Below are 18,431 nucleotides of genomic sequence, written 5' to 3' on the forward strand. Positions count from 1 at the left end.
GCTTTGCATTCCTGAATTTCTGTGTTTACCTTCACTATTCTGAAAATAAGGTTAGTTTTTTCGTCATTACGAGGAGTAGGTCATTGAGCGGAGTCGAAATGTAACGACGAAGTAATCTGTTACTTTATTAATGAGATTGCTTCGTTTCTCCTTCGGCAGGCAGCTTGTTTAGCTACGCTGAATCTTTGATTTCAACATCTTTTTATTCTCTGTTTCACATTTCGTGAGATCCTGAATCAAGTTCAGGATGACGTTTGTTTTTGTGTTATAATTGCTTCGTATAAGCTCGCAATGATAGTTTAATTGTGCCACTGCGTTAGGGATTGAACGGTTTGTTTGAGCTCTTTTTATTGTAAAAACAATAAAAAAGCGAGTAGTGAAAGCCCGACCTAAAAGGGAACGCCCTTATCAGACTCCTTTCTAAATCGGACTTAATTAATACTTTAAAATTATCTTGAATAATTTGGCGCTTCTTTTGTAATTGTTACGTTATGCGGATGGCTTTCTTGCATACCGGCAGCGGTAATTTTAACAAACTTAGCTTCTTTTTGTGTTTCAATATCTTTAGAACCACAATAGCCCATACCGGCACGCAAACCGCCTATAAATTGATGCATAGTTTCAGATAATTCACCTTTATAAGGCACTCTACCAACAATTCCTTCGGGAACCAGCTTTTTAATATCATCTTCAACATCTTGAAAATATCTGTCTTTTGAACCTTCTTTCATTGCTTCAACAGAGCCCATTCCGCGATACGATTTAAATTTTCTTCCTTCAAAAATAATGGTTTCACCCGGAGATTCTTTTGTGCCGGCCAATAACGAACCTAACATTACACTGTCAGCACCTGCAGCAATGGCTTTTGGAATATCACCTGTATATCTAATTCCACCATCGGCAATTACAGGAACTCCTGACCCTTTTATAGCTTTAGAGACCTCTAAAATAGCCGATAATTGAGGAAAACCTACACCGGCTACAACACGAGTTGTACAAATAGAACCGGGGCCAATTCCAACTTTAACAGCATCGGCACCAGCTTTTACCAAATATTTAGCAGCTTCTCCGGTAGCTATATTTCCAACAACAACATCAGTATTAGGAAATGCTTTTTTAATTTCTTTTAAAACATTTACAACGCCTTTTGTATGTCCGTGAGCCGTATCAATTATTAAAGCATCAACACCCACTTTAATTAAGGCTTCTGCTCTAACAAAAGCATCAGATGTTACACCAATGGCTGCAGCAACGCGCAAACGCCCGTAAGTATCTTTATTTGCATTAGGATTTTCACGCACTTTAATAATATCTCTAAAAGTAATTAAACCTACCAATTTATAATCGGCATCAACAACCGGTAGTTTTTCAATTTTATTGTCTTGTAAAATAATTTCAGCTTGTTTAAGCGATGTACCTTCAGAAACCGTAACTAAGTTTTCTGAAGTCATTACTTCTTCAATTTTACGTGTATTGTCATTTTCAAAACGTAAATCTCTGTTGGTAATAATTCCTATTAACTTACCTTTAGTATCAACAACAGGTATTCCTCCAATACCGTATTCTCTCATTAAGTTTTTGGCAACAAAAACAGTTTCTTCTTTAGTAACAGTAATAGGCTCCAAAATCATCCCTGATTCAGATCGTTTTACTTTTTTTACTTCGGATGCCTGCTTTTCAATAGACATGTTTTTATGCAAAACACCTATACCACCAGAACGAGCCATGGCGATAGCCATATCCGATTCTGTTACTGTATCCATTGCTGCTGAAACAATTGGTACATTTAAAGTAATGTTTTTACTGAATTTGGTTTGTATGCTTACCTCGCGTGGTAAAACTTCTGAAAATGCCGGAATTAGTAATACGTCGTCGTAGGTTAATCCTTCTCCTACGAATTTTGAAGAGTCTGAAATCATAATGCAATCAACTTAGAAATTAATTGCAGGCAAATTTACACTTTTTAATTTAATAAACTAAGTTATTTTAAGAACAAGGTAAAATTTGTTTTTTTTAAAAACAAGCCTTTATATAAATTACAAAGAAATGGGGCTAACATAGAAATAAATAAATATTAAAACGTAACCCCACTCTTTTTATTTGTAATAAATGTATGTATTTTCTTATACTATTTTTATTTAGACTTATTTTAAACAAAAGTACAGAAGTAATTTTAATTAAAGAAATAAAATTGTTTAAATGTTAAAAATTTTTAGAGCTTCATTATAGGCACTTTCGAAACTCATTGCATTGATATTGGTAATTGCCTTTTGCTGATTAAAATAAGAAATTAATTTTTCTGCAGGCATATTACCTGTAAGTTCATCCTTTGCCATTGGACAACCACCATAACCTTTTATGGCTCCATCAAACCTATTACAACCCGATTTAAAAGCAGCATCAACCTTTTCGTACCAAGTTGAAGGAGTTGTGTGTAAATGTGCTCCAAATTCAATATTAGAATATTTTGCGATTAAATTTGAAAATAAATATGAAATAATTTCAGGAGTTGAGCTTCCAATAGTATCGGATAATGATAAAATTTTTACACCCATAGCTGCCAATTTTTCAGTCCAATCGCCAACAATTTCAACATTCCAAGGGTCGCCATAAGGGTTTCCAAAACCCATAGACAGATAAGCAACTACTTCTTTATTTGTTTTTTGAGCAATATTTAAAATTTCATCTAAAACTATAACCGATTCTGCAATAGTTTTACCGGTATTACGCATTTGAAAAATTTCAGAAATAGAAAAAGGATACCCCAAATAACTAATTTCTTCAAATTGTGAAGCATCATTTGCTCCACGAACATTAGCTACAATTGCTAGTAATTTACTCTCTGTTTTAGATAAATCTAACAAGGATAAAACCTCTGCAGTATCACTCATTTGCGGAATTGCTTTAGGCGAAACAAAACTTCCAAAATCAATGGTATCAAAACCAACCCTTAACAAAGCATTTATATATTGTGCCTTTGCTTTTGTGGGGATAAAATGTGTTTTTATGCCTTGCATGGCATCGCGCGGACATTCTATGAGTTTCACTTGTTTCATACTTGTTCAAATATACAAAACCAATTAAGAAAACAGAATAAAGATTGCTATGCTTACAAATACTAAAATTTTAAACCATTTTATTTGAGTATTGAATTTTGGGTGTTCTTTTAAATACTCAGCTAAATTACCCGATAAAATAGCCACACCTGAAAAAATAAGTATAGTTTGAAGCATAAATAAAGCACCTAATATATAAAATTGAAGTGTGGTATTTTGTGTTGTACTGTATAAAAATCCGGGAAAAAATGCTAAAAAGAAAATAGAAACTTTAGGGTTTAAAACATTCATTATAAATCCTTGTTTATACAGTTTTAACAATCCTTTTTTTTGAACTTTGGTATTGAGTAAAACCTCTTCATCAGATTTAAATGTAAGATATGCCAAATACAATAAATACAAGGCTCCAAATAATTTTATGGCAAAAAACAGCCACTGAGATTGCTTTATAATTGCTGAAACACCAAAAGCAACCAACGTTGTATGAATTAATATTCCTGAAGCTAAACCTAAGGCAGTTGCAACACCATATTTTTTACCGTTGGTAATGCTTTGAACCAATACATAAATAATATCCGGTCCGGGCATTATGGTAAGTAGCATAGAAGCTCCTATAAACGATATTAATATTTCGTAATTCATCTAGTTTGGTTATCAATATAAATAATAATGAAGAAATCTTTCTATTTATTAAGATTACTTCGTCGTAAAAAACTCCTCGTAATGACGAAATAAACCGTCATAGCGAATGATAATGAAGCAATCTGTTTCATAAGAAAAGATTACAACGTCGTTACATTTCGACTCCGCTCAATGACCTACTCCTCGTAATGACGAAATAAACCCTCATAGCGAATGACAATTTCTACATCTGTGCTAAAATAGCTTTATTAATTTTTTTGATTAGCATTGGACCTTCAAAAATAAATCCGGTATAAATTTGAACCAAATCTGCTCCGGCATTAAGTTTTTCAATTGCATCTTCTCCACTATGAATACCTCCAACACCAATTATTGGAAAAGCTTTGTTAGATTTTTCTGATAAATACTTTATAACCTCTGTACTTTTTTCCTTTATAGGAATTCCGCTTAAACCTCCATTTCCAATTTTCTCTAATTCACTTTTAGAAACTTTTAAGTCTTCTCTTGTAATTGATGTATTGGTAGCAATAACACCATCTATTTTAGTTTCAGTTACAAGTTCAATAATTTCATCCAATTGAATTGTATTTAGATCCGGTGCAATTTTTAATAAAATAGGTTTTGGAAACTCGAATGTTTCATTTTCTTTTTTTACTGCTGATATTAATTCAAATAAATAATCTTTATCCGTTAACTTCTCGTGGCTTCCAACATTTGGGCAACTAACATTCAGCACAAAATAATCTACATACGGATGTAATGCCTTAAAACATTCCAAATAATCATCGGTATAACTATCTGGCATAGTAGCTGTATTTTTACCAATATTTCCCCCAATAACAATCTTACTTTTATTCTTTTTTAACTGCTCTATTGCGGCATCAATACCATTATTGTTAAATCCCATTCGGTTAATAATGCCGTTATCTTCAATTAACCTGAATATTCTTTTTTTAGGATTGCCGGATTGAGCTTTCGGCGTAACTGTTCCAATTTCTATAAAACCAAAACCAAAATCGGCTAATTCATTATACAAAACAGCATTTTTGTCGAAACCGGCAGCTAAACCAACCGGATTTTCAAATGTTAATCCAAATAAGTTACGCTCTAGTTTTTTATCTTTCACTTTAAATAATGCCCTAAAAATTGAAGGTATTCCGGGTATTTTGGAAACAATTTTTATGGCTGCAAATGTAAAATGATGAATTTTCTCAGGATCGAACAGAAAGAATAAAGGGCGAATTATACTTTTATACATAGAGTTATGTTTGTGCAAAATTATAAAAATAAACAAGAAAACAATACTCGTCCTTCTGAACTTGTTTAGCTACGCTGAATCTTTGATTTCAGAATCTCAAAATATTGCTTTCTTATATAGATGTGAAACTGAAATAAATTCAGCTTGACGTAAATATTAAATGTATTATCTTAAGGTGGCTCCAACATTTTTTTCAAATGTGTTTTGAAGCTTTTGCATTATTTTATCTATCTGCTTGTCGGTTAACGTTTGCTTTTCATCTTGTAATAAAAAACTTACAGCATACGATTTTTTACCTTTTTCCAGTTTACTTCCTTCATAAACATCAAATAAATCTACTTCTTTCAATAAATTTTTCTCTGCCTGAAATGCTAAATTATAAATTTCGGTAAACGTAATTTCTTTATCCAGCATTAACGCAAAGTCGCGTTTTACAGCAGGAAATTTAGGTAATTCAGAAATTTTAACCTGGGACTTACCTCCTACTTTTAACACATTTTCCCAGTTAAAATCGGCAAACAAAACTTCTTGTTTTATGCCAAATTCTTTTAAAACAGCACGTTTAACAACACCTAAATCTACCAACTTAATTTTTCCTAAACTCAATGTAATTCCTTCAGAAAACACATCATTTTTTGTTGGTGTGGTTTTTAAATTTTGAATTCCTAAACGTTGCAATAAAATTGTAACAATTCCTTTTAAATAAAAGAAATCTGACGGCTTTTGAGCAATATTCCAGCTTTCTTTAGTTCGGTTGCCTGTTACAAATAATGTTAAGTGCTTTTGCTCACTGTAACCACTTTCAAATTTGTGGTATGTTTTACCAAATTCAAAGAATTTTAATGAATTGTTCTTTCTGTTTATATTATAAATAACAGACTCTAAACCACTGAATAACAACGACTGACGCATAACACCTAAATCGTTACTCAACGGATTAAGCATTGCTACGTTATTTTCTTCATTCAGCATTTCTGATAACGAAACATATTCGGCTTTGGTAAGCGAATTTGCCATAGTTTCATTAAAACCTTGAGAGATTAATTGATTGGCAACAATATTTTCAACCTTTACTTCATTAAATTCTGAAAAAGAAATAGAAGTATTTAATTTATGAGAAAATTCAACATTGTTATAACCGTAAACTCTTAAAATTTCTTCAATAACGTCAGCTTCTCTGGTTACATCTACTCTGTATGAAGGAATGGTTAAACCAATTCCGCCTTCGGTTACACTGTTAAATTTAATATCTAATGAAGCTAAAATATTTTTTACTGTTTCTTTAGGAATTTCAGCACCAATCAATCTATTCATTTTTTCGTACGATAAATAAACTTGATGATCTTCAATTTTTGTAGGATACATATCTACAATTTCTGATGAAACTTTACCTCCGGCTACTTCCAAAATTAAATTTGCAGCTCTTTTTAAGGCATATTTTGTAAAGTTTGGATCAATTCCTCTTTCAAATCTAAAAGAAGCATCGGTATTTAAACCATGTCTTTTTGCTGTTTTTCTAATTGAAACAGGGCTAAAATAGGCGCTTTCTAAAAATATGGATGTTGTATTATTTGTTACACCAGATTCTATGCCACCAAAAACACCGGCAATACACATTGGTTCTTCATTTCCATTACATATCATTAAATCTTCTTCATGTAATTCGCGTTCAATTCCATCAAGTGTTGTGAATTTTGTTCCGGTTGGTAATGTTTTAACAATTACTTTATTCCCTTTAACTTTAGCAGCATCAAAAGCGTGTAATGGCTGACCCAATTCGTGTAATACATAATTAGTTACATCAACAATATTATTAATTGGCGTTAAACCTATTGCTTTTAGTCTGTTTTGAATCCATTCCGGCGAATCTTTAACTGTAATATCTGATATGGTAACACCTACATATCTTGGCGCTTTTTCTGTATCATCTACAACAACATCAAATTTTAAGGTTCTGTCATCTACATGAAAATCACTGACTGAAGGAGAAATTAATTCTAAAGAAACATTTTGTTGCATTAATCCTGCACGTAAATCACGTGCAACTCCATAATGGCTCATTCCATCAGCTCTATTTGGCGTTAAACCAATTTCAAAAACTTCATCTTTTTCTATATTGAAAACTTTTGCTGCAGCAGTACCTGCTACTAAAGCATCATCTAACACCATAATTCCATCATGACTTGTTCCTAAACCTAATTCATCTTCGGCACAAATCATTCCATGGCTTTCTTCTCCTCTAATTTTACCTTTTTTTATTACAAAACCTTCACCTTTATCATCATACAATGTAGTGCCAATTGTTGCTACAGGAACCGTTTGCCCAACAGCTACGTTTGGTGCGCCACATACAATTTGAACAGGTTCTCCATTCCCTAAATCAACAGTTGTTACTTTTAATCTATCAGCATTTGGATGTTGTACACACGTTAAAACTTTACCAATTACAATGCCTTCCAAACTACCTTTTACAGATTCAACAGTTTCAATTCCTTCAACTTCAAGACCTAAATCGGTCAACAATTCTCCTGTTTTTTCAGCTTCCCAATCAACTTTTAAAAATTGCTTTAACCAATTGTATGATATTTTCATGTTTTGATTTTATTTTTTACAAGTTGCAAAGATAAAAAATACTATTCAGTATACTTATAGCTGTAACTATTTTTTTGATAACGAAATTCTAAAATGATGGATTATACACTTAAATCAAAGATTCTGTATTAACCTCCACAACTTTCGCTTTTTGATTTTTGACTTTGCAACTTTGAACCTTTGAGCCTTTGAAACTTTGAAACTTTTAACCTTCTTCTAAAATCAACTAATATTGGCCCAAATTGTACTGTTTTTACTAATTTCTAAAAATGCATGTTTTGTATGCTTATTTTCAGGTAAACTTAAATTAGGATCTACAGATAATAAATCCATAGCTATGCTTCGGGCAGTTTTTAATAATTGAGAATCTTTAATAATATCTGCAATTCGTAAATTTAACACACCGCTTTGCTGTGTTCCCATTAAATTACCCGGACCACGTAATTTTAAATCGACTTCAGCAATTTTAAAGCCGTCACTTGTATCAACCATCGTATTTAATCGAATTTTAGCGTCACTCGACAATTTAAAACTCGTCATTAAAATACAATAACTTTGATCTGCTCCACGTCCAACTCTCCCCCTCAATTGATGTAATTGCGACAAGCCAAAACGCTCGGCACTTTCAATAACCATTACACTTGCATTTGGTATATTTACGCCCACTTCAATAACTGTAGTTGCAACCATTATTTGAGTTTCGCCTTTTTGAAAACGCTGCATTTCAAAATCTTTATCTTCAGCTTTCATTTTACCATGAACAATACTAACCTGGTATTTCGGCTTTGGAAATTCGCGTGTAATGCTCTCGTAACCGTCCATCAAATCTTTATAATCCATTGCTTCAGACTCGTTTATGAGTGGATAAACCACATAAACTTGCCTTCCTTTAGCTATTTCTTCTTTCAAAAATTTAAAAACAGATAATCTATTTGCGTCATATCTGTGTGCTGTTTTAACTTCTTTTCTTCCCGGAGGTAATTCATCAATAACAGAAATGTCTAAATCGCCATACACACTCATTGCTAAAGTTCGAGGAATTGGAGTTGCGGTCATTACCAAGATATGAGGTGGTAATTCGTTCTTTTTCCACATTTTAGCGCGTTGTTCAACTCCAAAACGATGTTGCTCATCTATGATGGCAATTCCTAAATTTTTAAATTGCACTTTATCTTCAATTAAGGCATGAGTACCTATTAAAATTTGCAATTCACCCGATTGTAATTGTTCGTGCAGTAATTTTCTTTCTTTTGTTTTTGTGGAACCTGTTAAAAGTTTAACAGTAACGTTCATACCATCAAGTAATTCAACTATAGAGTTATAATGTTGCGTTGCCAAAATTTCGGTTGGAGCCATAAATGCCGCCTGAAAACCATTGTCTAACGCAATTAATAAGGTTAATAATGCAACAATGGTTTTTCCGGAACCAACATCACCTTGCAACAATCTGTTCATTTGAGCATTAGAACCTAAATCTTTTCTAATTTCTTTAATTACCTTTTTTTGTGCATTTGTTAGATCGAAAGGAAGATGTTGTTTATAAAATTCGTTAAAATACTTCCCTACTTTTTCAAAATTATACCCTTTAATTTTAGATTTTCTGATAAGTTTCTTTTTGATTAGTTGCAGCTGAATAAAAAACAACTCTTCAAACTTTAAACGTATTTGTGCTTTGGTTAATAATTCTTGTTTTTTCGGAAAATGAATATTCAACAACGCTTCTTTTTTAGAAATCAACTTTAATTTTTCCAGTATTGAATTTGGTAATGTTTCCTGAAAATTACCTTGTAAATCTTCAAATAAATTTTGAATGATTTTTGAAACAACCCTATTTGATATTCCTTTATTGGTAAGTTTTTCAGTAGAAGGATAAACCGGTTGCATGGCTGTTCTCAAACTTTTTTTATAATCTGCTACCAATTCCATTTCAGGATGAGGCATTGTATATAACCCGTTAAAATAATTGGTTTTTCCAAAAATTACATAAGGAGTATTTATTTTAAGTGACTCTTTAATCCATTTAACGCCTCTAAACCAAACCAGTTCCATAGTTCCGGTTTCATCAATAAAAGTTGCTACCAATCTACTTCCTTTTTTTTGTTGAACTGTTCTAATATCGGTTATCTTACCAATAATCTGAATTTCGGAAGTATTTTGTTGTATTTGATTTATTTTAAAAAACTGTGTTCTGTCTAAATACCTATTCGGAAAAAAGTTCACCAAATCGCCAAACGTATGGATACCTAGTTCTTTTTTTAGTAAATCTGCTCTACTGGGACCAACTCCTTTAAGATACGAGATTGAAGTATTTAAATTATTTATTGGCATTTATTTTATAAAAATACGAAGGTAATAATTCAAACAGCAATAAACAATTAACTATTTCATCTAAACTAATTACGTATCTTTGCAATCTTAAATTTTTAATAGATATGAGGTTACACCGCAATTTAGTTTTTACTGTAGTAGATTCAATAAAACTTATTTTTAATGAAGGAGAATATGCCGATAAAGTTGTTGAAAAAGCTTTAAAACGCGATAAACGTTGGGGTGCAAGAGACAGAAAGTTTGTTGCTGAAACTATTTATGAAATGGTTAGATGGAAGCGTTTATACAACGAAATTGCCGGAACTAAATCGCATTATACCCATGAAAATATTTGGAAAAATTTTGCTGTACTAGCTATTTTAAAAGGATATAAATTACCTGATTGGAATCAACTTCAAGGAGTACCTGAAAGAAGAATTAAAGGTAAATTTGATGAACTTCAAAAAATACGTGTTTTTAAAGAATCTATTCCGGATTGGATGGATGAATTGGCAGTAAAAGAATTAGGTGAAGAACATTGGACTAAAGAAATCCATGCGTTAAACCAACAAGCTGAAGTTATTTTACGAACAAATACACTCAAAACCAACAAACTTTCATTACAAAAAAAATTAGCTGATGAAGGCATTGAAACAGTTTTTGTTGATGGATATGAAAATGCTTTAAAATTAGTTGAACGTGCTAATGTTTTTGTTACACAAAGTTTTAAAGACGGTTTATTTGAAGTGCAAGATGCATCTTCTCAGTTAGTTGCTGAATATCTAGAAGTTAAGCCCGGTATGCGTGTGATAGATACTTGCGCTGGTGCTGGTGGTAAAACATTGCATTTAGCCTCTTTAATGGAAAACAAAGGGCAAATTATTGCGTGTGATATTTACGAAAGTAAATTAAAAAAGCTAAAAATAAGAACTCGTAGAAATAATGTGCATAATGTAACTACCAAAGTTATTGATTCACCTAAAGTAATGAAAAAAATGAAAAATACCGCCGATAGAGTTTTAATTGATGCACCTTGCAGTGGAATAGGTGTTTTAAAACGCAATCCGGACAGTAAGTGGAAATTACAACCTGAATTTGTAGAAAACATTATTAAAACCCAAGCAGAAATACTGGAAAATTACTCACAATTGGTTAAAAAAGGCGGAAAATTAGTATATGCTACTTGCTCTGTTTTACCTTCAGAAAATGAGAACCAAGTACAAAAATTTATAGCAAATCATCCTGAATTTGAATTGGAAAAAGAAAACAAAGTTTCAGCTTACAAATCTGGTTTTGATGGTTTTTATATGGCTTTATTAAAACGTAATAGTTAAAAAGCTGTTTTTTTATCATAGTAAAATCGTCGTCATTACGAGAAATTTTAATTTTGAAGTAATCAATTAAAATGAATCTTTTCACTTCGACTCCGCTCAGTGAACGTAGTAAGATTGATGCTTCTATCAATCTATAATTGAAACACCATTCAAATCGGTGGTAAGTACTTCGCTCATATAATCAAAAAATGGGCGCATCGCTTTAAAAGAAGCATCAATTTCATTTAAAAAATTAGGAGATACAACTTCTTTATCCGTAAACTCCCTTACCACAATATATTGTTTCATTCTAATTAAATCTAAGTCCGGATGCTCTTTATCAAAACCTCTTGGTGCTGTTTTTAAAGCTTCACCTTTTAACCTGCCAAAATGTTTGACAAATTTTTCTGCTTTAACAATCTCTCTAATTTCTGAAGTATCAATTTCAAATTCTTTTCTAATTCTAAATAAATCCTCTTTATTTGGAGCCCAAAAACCACCGGCTAAAAAACTATTCCCATTTGGACTTATTTCTAAATAATAACCTCCTCTTAAACGATTAGTTGCTCTCACAAAATTTCCTGAAAAATATGTTTTATAAGGTGTTTTATCTGCTGAAAAACGAATATCACGGTATATTCGATACATTTTTAAACGTTCAATATCATCGTGCATTTTTAAGTGAGACATTACTGTATCGAAAAAACTTTTTACATTGTTATATTCTTTTTGAAAAGCAGGTTTATTGGCATTAAACCAATCGCGATTGTTGTTTTCTTTTAATTCATTTAGAAAGCTTAACGCTGTTGCTGATATCGAATTCATTTTTATTTTATTTTGAATTCTAAAATACAAAAATTTGTGAGTTATCCATTTGCTTTTTTACTGAATTTTAGTTAAATTTAAGAGTACTTAAGTTAAAGTTTATTAATGGATTAACCCCTTGTATTATGAAAAATTCAATAAACAAACCACCCGTTTCTTTTTGGTTAATAAGTATTGCCGCTTCAATTTGGTATAGTGTTGGTCTTATATATTTTTCATGTAAACTATTTATGATTGATGACCTTTTTAATTCACTTACGAAAGCTGAACAAAATTATTTTGAAAAAACCTATTTTTTAGTAACAATTCTATTTGGAATTTTTATTCTTACCGGCTTTTTGGGTAGTTTATCTCTTCTGTTTAGAAAAAAAGATGCTATTTTTTTATTTAGAATATCATTAGTTGCATTTGTACCTTTATTTATACATCACTTTTTTTTAGTAAATTTCATAGAGTTATCCGGTCTTGATATTGTAAGACCTATTCTTATTCTTTTTATTTCAGGATTTTTACTTTGGTATACCAATATATCTTTTTCCAATAAGTGGATTATTAAAAGAACACCTTTTTACAAAACTCTTTTTTCTGAATAGTTTTATAATTATTTGTTCTGGAATATTATTATTTTCTATTATACTTTAAGACTTTGAGGATTTGAATCTCATTAATTAATGTCTTCCTTCTAAAATATTAACAATATCCTGTAATGTAAACCCTTTTGCCTGTAATAAAATCAAATAGTGAAATAACAAATCGGCACTTTCATTTAAAAATAACTCATCATTAGTGTCCATAGCTTCAATAACAGTTTCAACAGCTTCTTCTCCAACTTTTTGAGCAATTCTATTAACTCCTCTGGCAAATAAGGATGCTACATAGCTATTTTCCGGATTAGCCGATTTTTTTCGAAGCTTAATAACATCTTCCAATTCTGTTAAAAAACCATATGTTTGATTATTCTCTTCTCCCCAACACGTATCGGTTCCTTTATGACACGTCATACCTAACGGATTTACCTGAATTAATAACGTATCGTTATCACAATCATTTTTTATAGAAACTACATTTAAAAAATTACCACTTTCCTCACCTTTAGTCCATAGTCTTTTTTTAGTTCGACTATAAAAAGTAGCTTTTTTTAATTCAACAGTTTTTTCGTAAGCTTCTTGGTTCATAAAACCTAACATTAATACATTTTTGGTATTAACATCTTGAATAATGGCAGGTATTAAACCATCTTTATTTTTAGTAAAGTCTATTTTCATAATTATATTTTATTATCGATAAAAATTTGTCATTCTAAACTCATTTACTCATCCCTTTATTATTTAATTTTAAGGAATTTGTGAATCTTCAATTTCAGAATCTCATCATAATGTGAACCTGAAATCGAAGATTCAACGGAACTAAACAAGCCTGCCTATCGGCATACAGGTTCAGGTTGACGCTAAAATTTATAACCGAACAGGTATATTTTTATTTTTAAGTTCTTTTTTTAAATCTATAATATCAATTTCATTAAAATGAAAAACACTTGCCGCTAAAGCTGCATCTGCTTTTCCTTCAATAAAAGCATCTGTAAAATGTTGCATAGTTCCTGCTCCACCGGAAGCAATTATTGGAATATTTACCATTTTACTTAACTTAGCCAACGCTTTATTTGCAAAGCCATTTTTGGTACCGTCATGATTCATTGAGGTAAATAAAATTTCACCTGCACCACGTTGCTCCACTTCTTTTGCCCAATCAAACAGTTTAATTTCAGTAGGTACTTTTCCGCCAACCAAATGCACAAACCATTCTCCATTTATTTGTTTTGCATCAATAGCAACAACCACACACTGACTGCCAAATTTGGATGCTAAAGTATTAATTAATTGCGGATTTTTTACTGCGGAAGAATTAATTGACACTTTATCGGCTCCAGAATTTAATAATATTTCTACATCTTCTACCGATGAAATTCCGCCACCAACAGTAAAAGGAATGTTTACCTTTTCAGCTACGTGCATTACCAATTCTGCCAATGTTTTACGCTTTTCTTCAGTTGCTGATATATCCAAAAACACCAATTCATCAGCACCATTTTTAGCATACATCGCTGCCAATTCTACCGGATCACCGGCATCGCGTAAATCAACAAAATTTACACCTTTTACAGTTCTTCCGTTTTTAATATCTAAACAGGGTATAATTCTTTTTGTTAACATAGTTTCGTCACCCTGAACTTGTTTCAGGGTCTCATAATTTTTATAAATCCAATGTTTTTAATGTAGGATTCATTTGTTTTATTAAATTTATTTTCCACTTGTGATGCCAATTTTTTAATTGTTTCTCTCTTAATATTGCTTGTTGTATTTCAGAAAATTCCTCAAAATAAACTAGATCACTAAGATTATATTTAGTTGTGAATACAGAACCTTCTCTTAAACTATGTTTTTGAACTCTCTCTATTAAATTTGAAGTTACTCCAATATAAAATGTTGTCCTGTATTTATTTGTCATTATATAAACAAAACTCTTTTTCATAATATTTATGTGATTCTGAAACAAGTTCAGAATGACGAGAATCTCATTTTAATTATTTAAAATAAATTTTTCAATATCTTTCATACTAATTTTATGTTCATAAATGGCTTTTCCAACAATAGTAGCTTCACAACCCATTTTGGCTAATTTTGGTAGTTCATCAAAAGTTGAAATACCTCCCGAGGCTATTAATTTTATATTTGGTGCTTCTTCTATTATTCTTTGATACAATTTAAACGATGGCCCTTCCAACATTCCGTCTTTAGCAATATCAGTACAAATAACATATTTGACACCTTCTTTTTCATAATTTTGAATAAAAGGGATTAATTCCTCTTCACTTTCTTCTAACCAACCACTTACAGCAACTTTTTCATTGTTAGCATCAGCACCCAAAATTATTTTTTCCGAACCGTATTTTTGCAACCAGCTTTTAAATATCTGCGGATTTTTAACAGCAATACTTCCTCCTGTGATTTGATTAGCGCCACTTTCAAAAGCTATTTTCAAATCCTCTTCCGACTTTAAACCTCCACCAAAATCTATTGATAATTTGGTATTTGAAGCAATGGTTTCCAATACTTTATAATTTACAATATGACTCGCTTTTGCGCCATCTAAATCTACTAAATGTAAACATTGAACTCCGTAATCTTCAAACATTTTAGCTACTTCTAGCGGATTTTCATTGTATATTTTTTTGGTAGCATAATCACCTTTTGAAAGACGTACACATTTACCGTTTATAATATCAATTGCCGGTATAATTCTCATTAGTATTGTTTAGTTGTTAATTTGTTTAATATATAATCTTTTATCATTCCTACACAGGTAAAAAACTGCTTTTTATAGCGTTTAGATTCCTGCCTGCGCAGGAATGACATCCTTATTATTAATTTATTTCTTGTCTTTGCGAAGCAAATTTTTCATTTGCTGTGGCAATCTTTTCTTTATCCGTCATTCTGAACTTGTTTCAGAATCTCATCTAATTACTCCAAGATATTATGAGACCCTGAAACAAGTTCAGGGTGACGAAAATTCTTTATAACTCTAAAAAATTCTTTAATATCTGCTCCCCTGCTAAACTACTTTTTTCAGGATGAAATTGTACTCCGTAAAAGTTTTTTTCTTGCAATGCCGAAGCATATTTAATACCATATTCAGTTGTTGCGATGGCTTCATTATTTAAAGGAACGTAATAACTATGCACTAAATACATATATTCTTTTTCTTTGATTCCTTTAAAAATTTCTGATTTCAAATTTTCAATCTGATTCCATCCAATTTGTGGAACTTTAACATTGTTATCAAATTTTATAACATCAACATCAAAAATTCCCAAACCTTGTGTATTGCCTTCCTCACAATACTTACACATTAATTGCATTCCTAAACAAATACCTAAAACAGGCTGTTTTAAAGTTGGAATTAATGTATCTAAACCTGTAGCTTTCAATTTTTCCATAGCACTACTTGCTTCACCAACTCCAGGAAAAATTACTTTATCGGCAGCTTTTATCTCTTCCGGATTATCACTTAAAATTGCTTCATATCCTAAACGTTTAATGGCAAATTTGATGGATTGTATGTTTCCTGCTCCGTAGTTTATAATGACAACGCCCCCTTTTAATCCCCCAAAGGGGGATATATTTTTTTCTTTATTAAATTTATTCATAACTTTCAAAATTCCCCCCTTTGGGGTTTAAGGGGCTTACAACATTCCTTTTGTACTTGGTAAAATCATTTTTTCAGAATCTCTTTTTACTGCGGCTTTTATGGCTTTTGCAAATGCTTTAAAAATAGCCTCAATTTTATGATGCTCGTTATTCCCTTCAGCCTTAATATTTAAATTGCATTTTGCACCATCAGTAAACGATTTAAATAAATGATAAAACATTTCCGTTGGCATTTCTCCAATTTTCTCACGTTTAAAATCGGCTTCCCAAACTAACCAGTTTCTACCTCCAAAATCAATAGCAACCTGTGCCAAACAATCATCCATTGGCAAACAAAATCCGTAACGCTCAATTCCCATTTTATTCCCTAAAGCTTTATAGAAAACTTCACCTAAAGCAATCATAGTGTCCTCAATGGTGTGATGTTCATCAACTTCTAAATCGCCTTGAACTTTAATGGCTAAATCCATATTTCCGTGACGTGCAATTTGGTCTAACATATGATCAAAAAAAGCAATTCCTGTTGAAATAGCACTTTTCCCTGTTCCGTCTAAATTTAATTTGATATAAATTTTCGTTTCGTTGGTATTTCGGGTAATTTCAGCAGTACGATTTTCTAATTTTAAAAACTCATAAATTTTTTGCCAATCGTTACTTTCTAAAGCAATTACACTATCTAATTCCTCTCTTTTTACAGTTATTTCATTGGTACCAAAATTGGTATTATCGTTGATAAAAATGCCTTTTGCGCCTAAATTTTTGGCCAATTCAACATCGGTAAGTCTGTCTCCAATTACAAAAGAATTTTCCAAATCGTAAGCATCAGAAAAATATTCGGTTAATAAACCTGTTCCCGGTTTACGCGTATTGGCGTTATCTTCAGGAAAGGTTTTATCAATAAAAACTTTACTAAACACAACCCCCTCATTTTCAAATGATTTCATTATAAAATTATGCACCGGCCAAAATTTTTCTTCAGGAAAAATAGCTGTACCTAAACCATCTTGATTGGTAATCATTACCAATTCATAATCTAATTCTTTGGCTATTTTACCCAAATATGTAAATGCTTTCGGGTAAAAAATCATTTTATCGAATGCATCAATTTGCTGATCGTACGTTTCTTTAATTATGGTTCCGTCTCTATCAATAAATAATACTTTTTTCTTCATTTTAAATTTCTTTTAATGCTTTTATGAGTTTTATATTTTCTATAGATGTACCAATTGTTAAACGTAAGGTGTTTTCACATAAAGGCTGTGTTGTTCTGTTTCTGATAACAATTCCTTTTTTAATAAGCTGATTGTATCGTTTAGTAGCATCATCAACTTTTATAAGCACAAAATTAGCATCTGTAGGATATATTTTGTCTATATATGTAACAGTTTTTAATTCACTAACCAAATTAGTTCTTTCTTGCAAAATTAGAACAACTTCTTGTCTAACTTCTTCAGGTTTTAACAAACGCTCTAATGCTTTTTTTTGTGTTAACTCATTTACGTTATATGGTGGCTTTATTTTATTCAAAATTGAAATAATTTCAGCAGAAGCATAACAAATTCCTAATCTGATTCCTGCCATTCCATAGGCTTTCGACAATGTTTGAGTAACTATTAAATTTGGAAATTCATCCAACGCTTCTAATAACCAATTGTCACCTTGTGTAAAATCGATATATGCCTGATCTACAACAACTAACCCATCGAAACTTACTAACAACTCATCAATTGCTTCAGGTAAAAAACTATTTCCTGTTGGGTTATTAGGAGAACATAAAAATATTATTTTAGTATTCTTATTAACTTTTGATAAGATTTTCTTTACTGAAGGTTGAAAATCTTTTGTTAACAATACCTCTTTTTCTTCAATGTTATTAATATTTGCCAACACTTTATACATTCCATAAGTTGGTGGTAATGTTATAACGTTATCTTGTTTTGGTTCACAAAAAGCCCTAAAAATTAAATCCAGCACCTCATCGCTTCCATTTCCTAACAAAATTTGATTCTCAGGAATTCCTTTTATTTTTGAAAGCTCATTTTTTACTGAAGTTTGTTGCGGATCGGGATAACGGTTTACACCATTTTCAAACGGGTTTTCGTTAGCATCCAAAAAAATCATATCAGTATCAAATTCTTTAAACTCATCTCTTGCAGAAGAATACGGTTTTAATGATTTAATATTGTCTCTAACTAGGTTTTCTATATTAAATGTTTTTCTTTTCATCTACGTA

At 31.3% G+C, this 18,431-nt stretch carries 16 protein-coding genes; 2 read left to right on the plus strand and 14 right to left on the minus strand.

Going from position 1 to position 18,431, the window contains the following annotated elements; translation table 11 throughout:
- Positions 1-449: 449 nt before the first annotated feature.
- The 6 genes from guaB to recG form a co-directional block, all read right to left on the minus strand.
- A complete protein-coding gene (gene guaB, locus HGB55_RS13235) occupies positions 450-1,919 on the minus strand; it encodes an IMP dehydrogenase (RefSeq protein WP_168817368.1) in 1,470 nt (489 codons plus the stop codon).
- A gap of 276 nt (positions 1,920-2,195) precedes the next feature.
- Entirely contained in the window at positions 2,196-3,056 is an 861-nt protein-coding gene (locus HGB55_RS13240) for a hydroxymethylglutaryl-CoA lyase (RefSeq protein ID WP_168817369.1), read from the minus strand.
- 24 nt (positions 3,057-3,080) lie between these two features.
- Positions 3,081-3,698, minus strand: a complete 618-nt coding sequence (locus HGB55_RS13245) for a LysE family translocator (RefSeq protein WP_168817370.1) — start codon at positions 3,696-3,698, stop codon at positions 3,081-3,083.
- Between the two features lie 223 nt (positions 3,699-3,921).
- Positions 3,922-4,956 carry a quinone-dependent dihydroorotate dehydrogenase gene (locus HGB55_RS13250; RefSeq protein ID WP_168817371.1) on the minus strand — a complete coding sequence of 345 codons (1,035 nt, stop codon included), beginning with the start codon at positions 4,954-4,956 and terminating at the stop codon, positions 3,922-3,924.
- A 165-nt stretch (positions 4,957-5,121) separates the two neighbouring features.
- On the minus strand, positions 5,122-7,548 hold the full coding sequence (gene pheT, locus HGB55_RS13255) for a phenylalanine--tRNA ligase subunit beta (protein WP_168817372.1): 2,427 nt from the start codon (positions 7,546-7,548) through the stop codon (positions 5,122-5,124).
- A 222-nt stretch (positions 7,549-7,770) separates the two neighbouring features.
- Positions 7,771-9,876: an ATP-dependent DNA helicase RecG gene (gene recG, locus HGB55_RS13260; protein WP_168817373.1), complete on the minus strand. Its 2,106-nt coding sequence runs from the start codon at positions 9,874-9,876 to the stop codon at positions 7,771-7,773.
- A gap of 104 nt (positions 9,877-9,980) precedes the next feature.
- On the opposite strand from recG, the gene HGB55_RS13265 reads away from it, so the two are divergent.
- A complete protein-coding gene (locus HGB55_RS13265; protein ID WP_168817374.1) occupies positions 9,981-11,189 on the plus strand; it encodes an RsmB/NOP family class I SAM-dependent RNA methyltransferase in 1,209 nt (402 codons plus the stop codon).
- Between the two features lie 126 nt (positions 11,190-11,315).
- Here the strand turns inward: HGB55_RS13265 and HGB55_RS13270 are convergent, their stop codons facing one another.
- Complete coding sequence (locus tag HGB55_RS13270; protein ID WP_168817375.1) at positions 11,316-11,993, minus strand: DUF2461 domain-containing protein; 678 nt, start codon at positions 11,991-11,993, stop codon at positions 11,316-11,318.
- 125 nt (positions 11,994-12,118) lie between these two features.
- Here HGB55_RS13270 and HGB55_RS13275 point away from each other — a divergent pair, with 125 nt between their 5' ends.
- Positions 12,119-12,586, plus strand: coding sequence for a hypothetical protein (locus HGB55_RS13275; RefSeq protein ID WP_168817376.1), 468 nt, complete (start codon positions 12,119-12,121; stop codon positions 12,584-12,586).
- A gap of 75 nt (positions 12,587-12,661) precedes the next feature.
- On the opposite strand, the gene hisIE is transcribed toward HGB55_RS13275, so the two are convergent.
- The 7 genes from hisIE to hisC form a co-directional block, all read right to left on the minus strand.
- Entirely contained in the window at positions 12,662-13,258 is a 597-nt protein-coding gene (gene hisIE / locus HGB55_RS13280; RefSeq protein ID WP_168817377.1) for a bifunctional phosphoribosyl-AMP cyclohydrolase/phosphoribosyl-ATP diphosphatase HisIE, read from the minus strand.
- A 189-nt stretch (positions 13,259-13,447) separates the two neighbouring features.
- Positions 13,448-14,203 carry an imidazole glycerol phosphate synthase subunit HisF gene (gene hisF / locus HGB55_RS13285; RefSeq protein WP_168817378.1) on the minus strand — a complete coding sequence of 252 codons (756 nt, stop codon included), beginning with the start codon at positions 14,201-14,203 and terminating at the stop codon, positions 13,448-13,450.
- A gap of 40 nt (positions 14,204-14,243) precedes the next feature.
- Entirely contained in the window at positions 14,244-14,522 is a 279-nt protein-coding gene (locus tag HGB55_RS13290) for a GIY-YIG nuclease family protein (RefSeq protein WP_168817379.1), read from the minus strand.
- 48 nt (positions 14,523-14,570) lie between these two features.
- Positions 14,571-15,296, minus strand: coding sequence for a 1-(5-phosphoribosyl)-5-[(5-phosphoribosylamino)methylideneamino]imidazole-4-carboxamide isomerase (gene hisA, locus HGB55_RS13295; protein WP_168817380.1), 726 nt, complete (start codon positions 15,294-15,296; stop codon positions 14,571-14,573).
- Positions 15,297-15,564: 268 nt separating this feature from the next.
- Positions 15,565-16,197, minus strand: coding sequence for an imidazole glycerol phosphate synthase subunit HisH (gene hisH, locus HGB55_RS13300; protein ID WP_168817381.1), 633 nt, complete (start codon positions 16,195-16,197; stop codon positions 15,565-15,567).
- Between the two features lie 36 nt (positions 16,198-16,233).
- Positions 16,234-17,370, minus strand: a complete 1,137-nt coding sequence (gene hisB, locus HGB55_RS13305) for a bifunctional histidinol-phosphatase/imidazoleglycerol-phosphate dehydratase HisB (RefSeq protein ID WP_168817382.1) — start codon at positions 17,368-17,370, stop codon at positions 16,234-16,236.
- Position 17,371: 1 nt separating this feature from the next.
- Positions 17,372-18,424: a histidinol-phosphate transaminase gene (hisC, locus tag HGB55_RS13310; protein ID WP_168817383.1), complete on the minus strand. Its 1,053-nt coding sequence runs from the start codon at positions 18,422-18,424 to the stop codon at positions 17,372-17,374.
- Between the last annotated feature and the right edge of the window lie 7 nt (positions 18,425-18,431).

Origin of the sequence: Lutibacter sp. B1 (assembly GCF_012524075.1) — a bacterium.
In the GTDB taxonomy this organism is placed as follows: Bacteria; Bacteroidota; Bacteroidia; order Flavobacteriales; family Flavobacteriaceae; genus Lutibacter.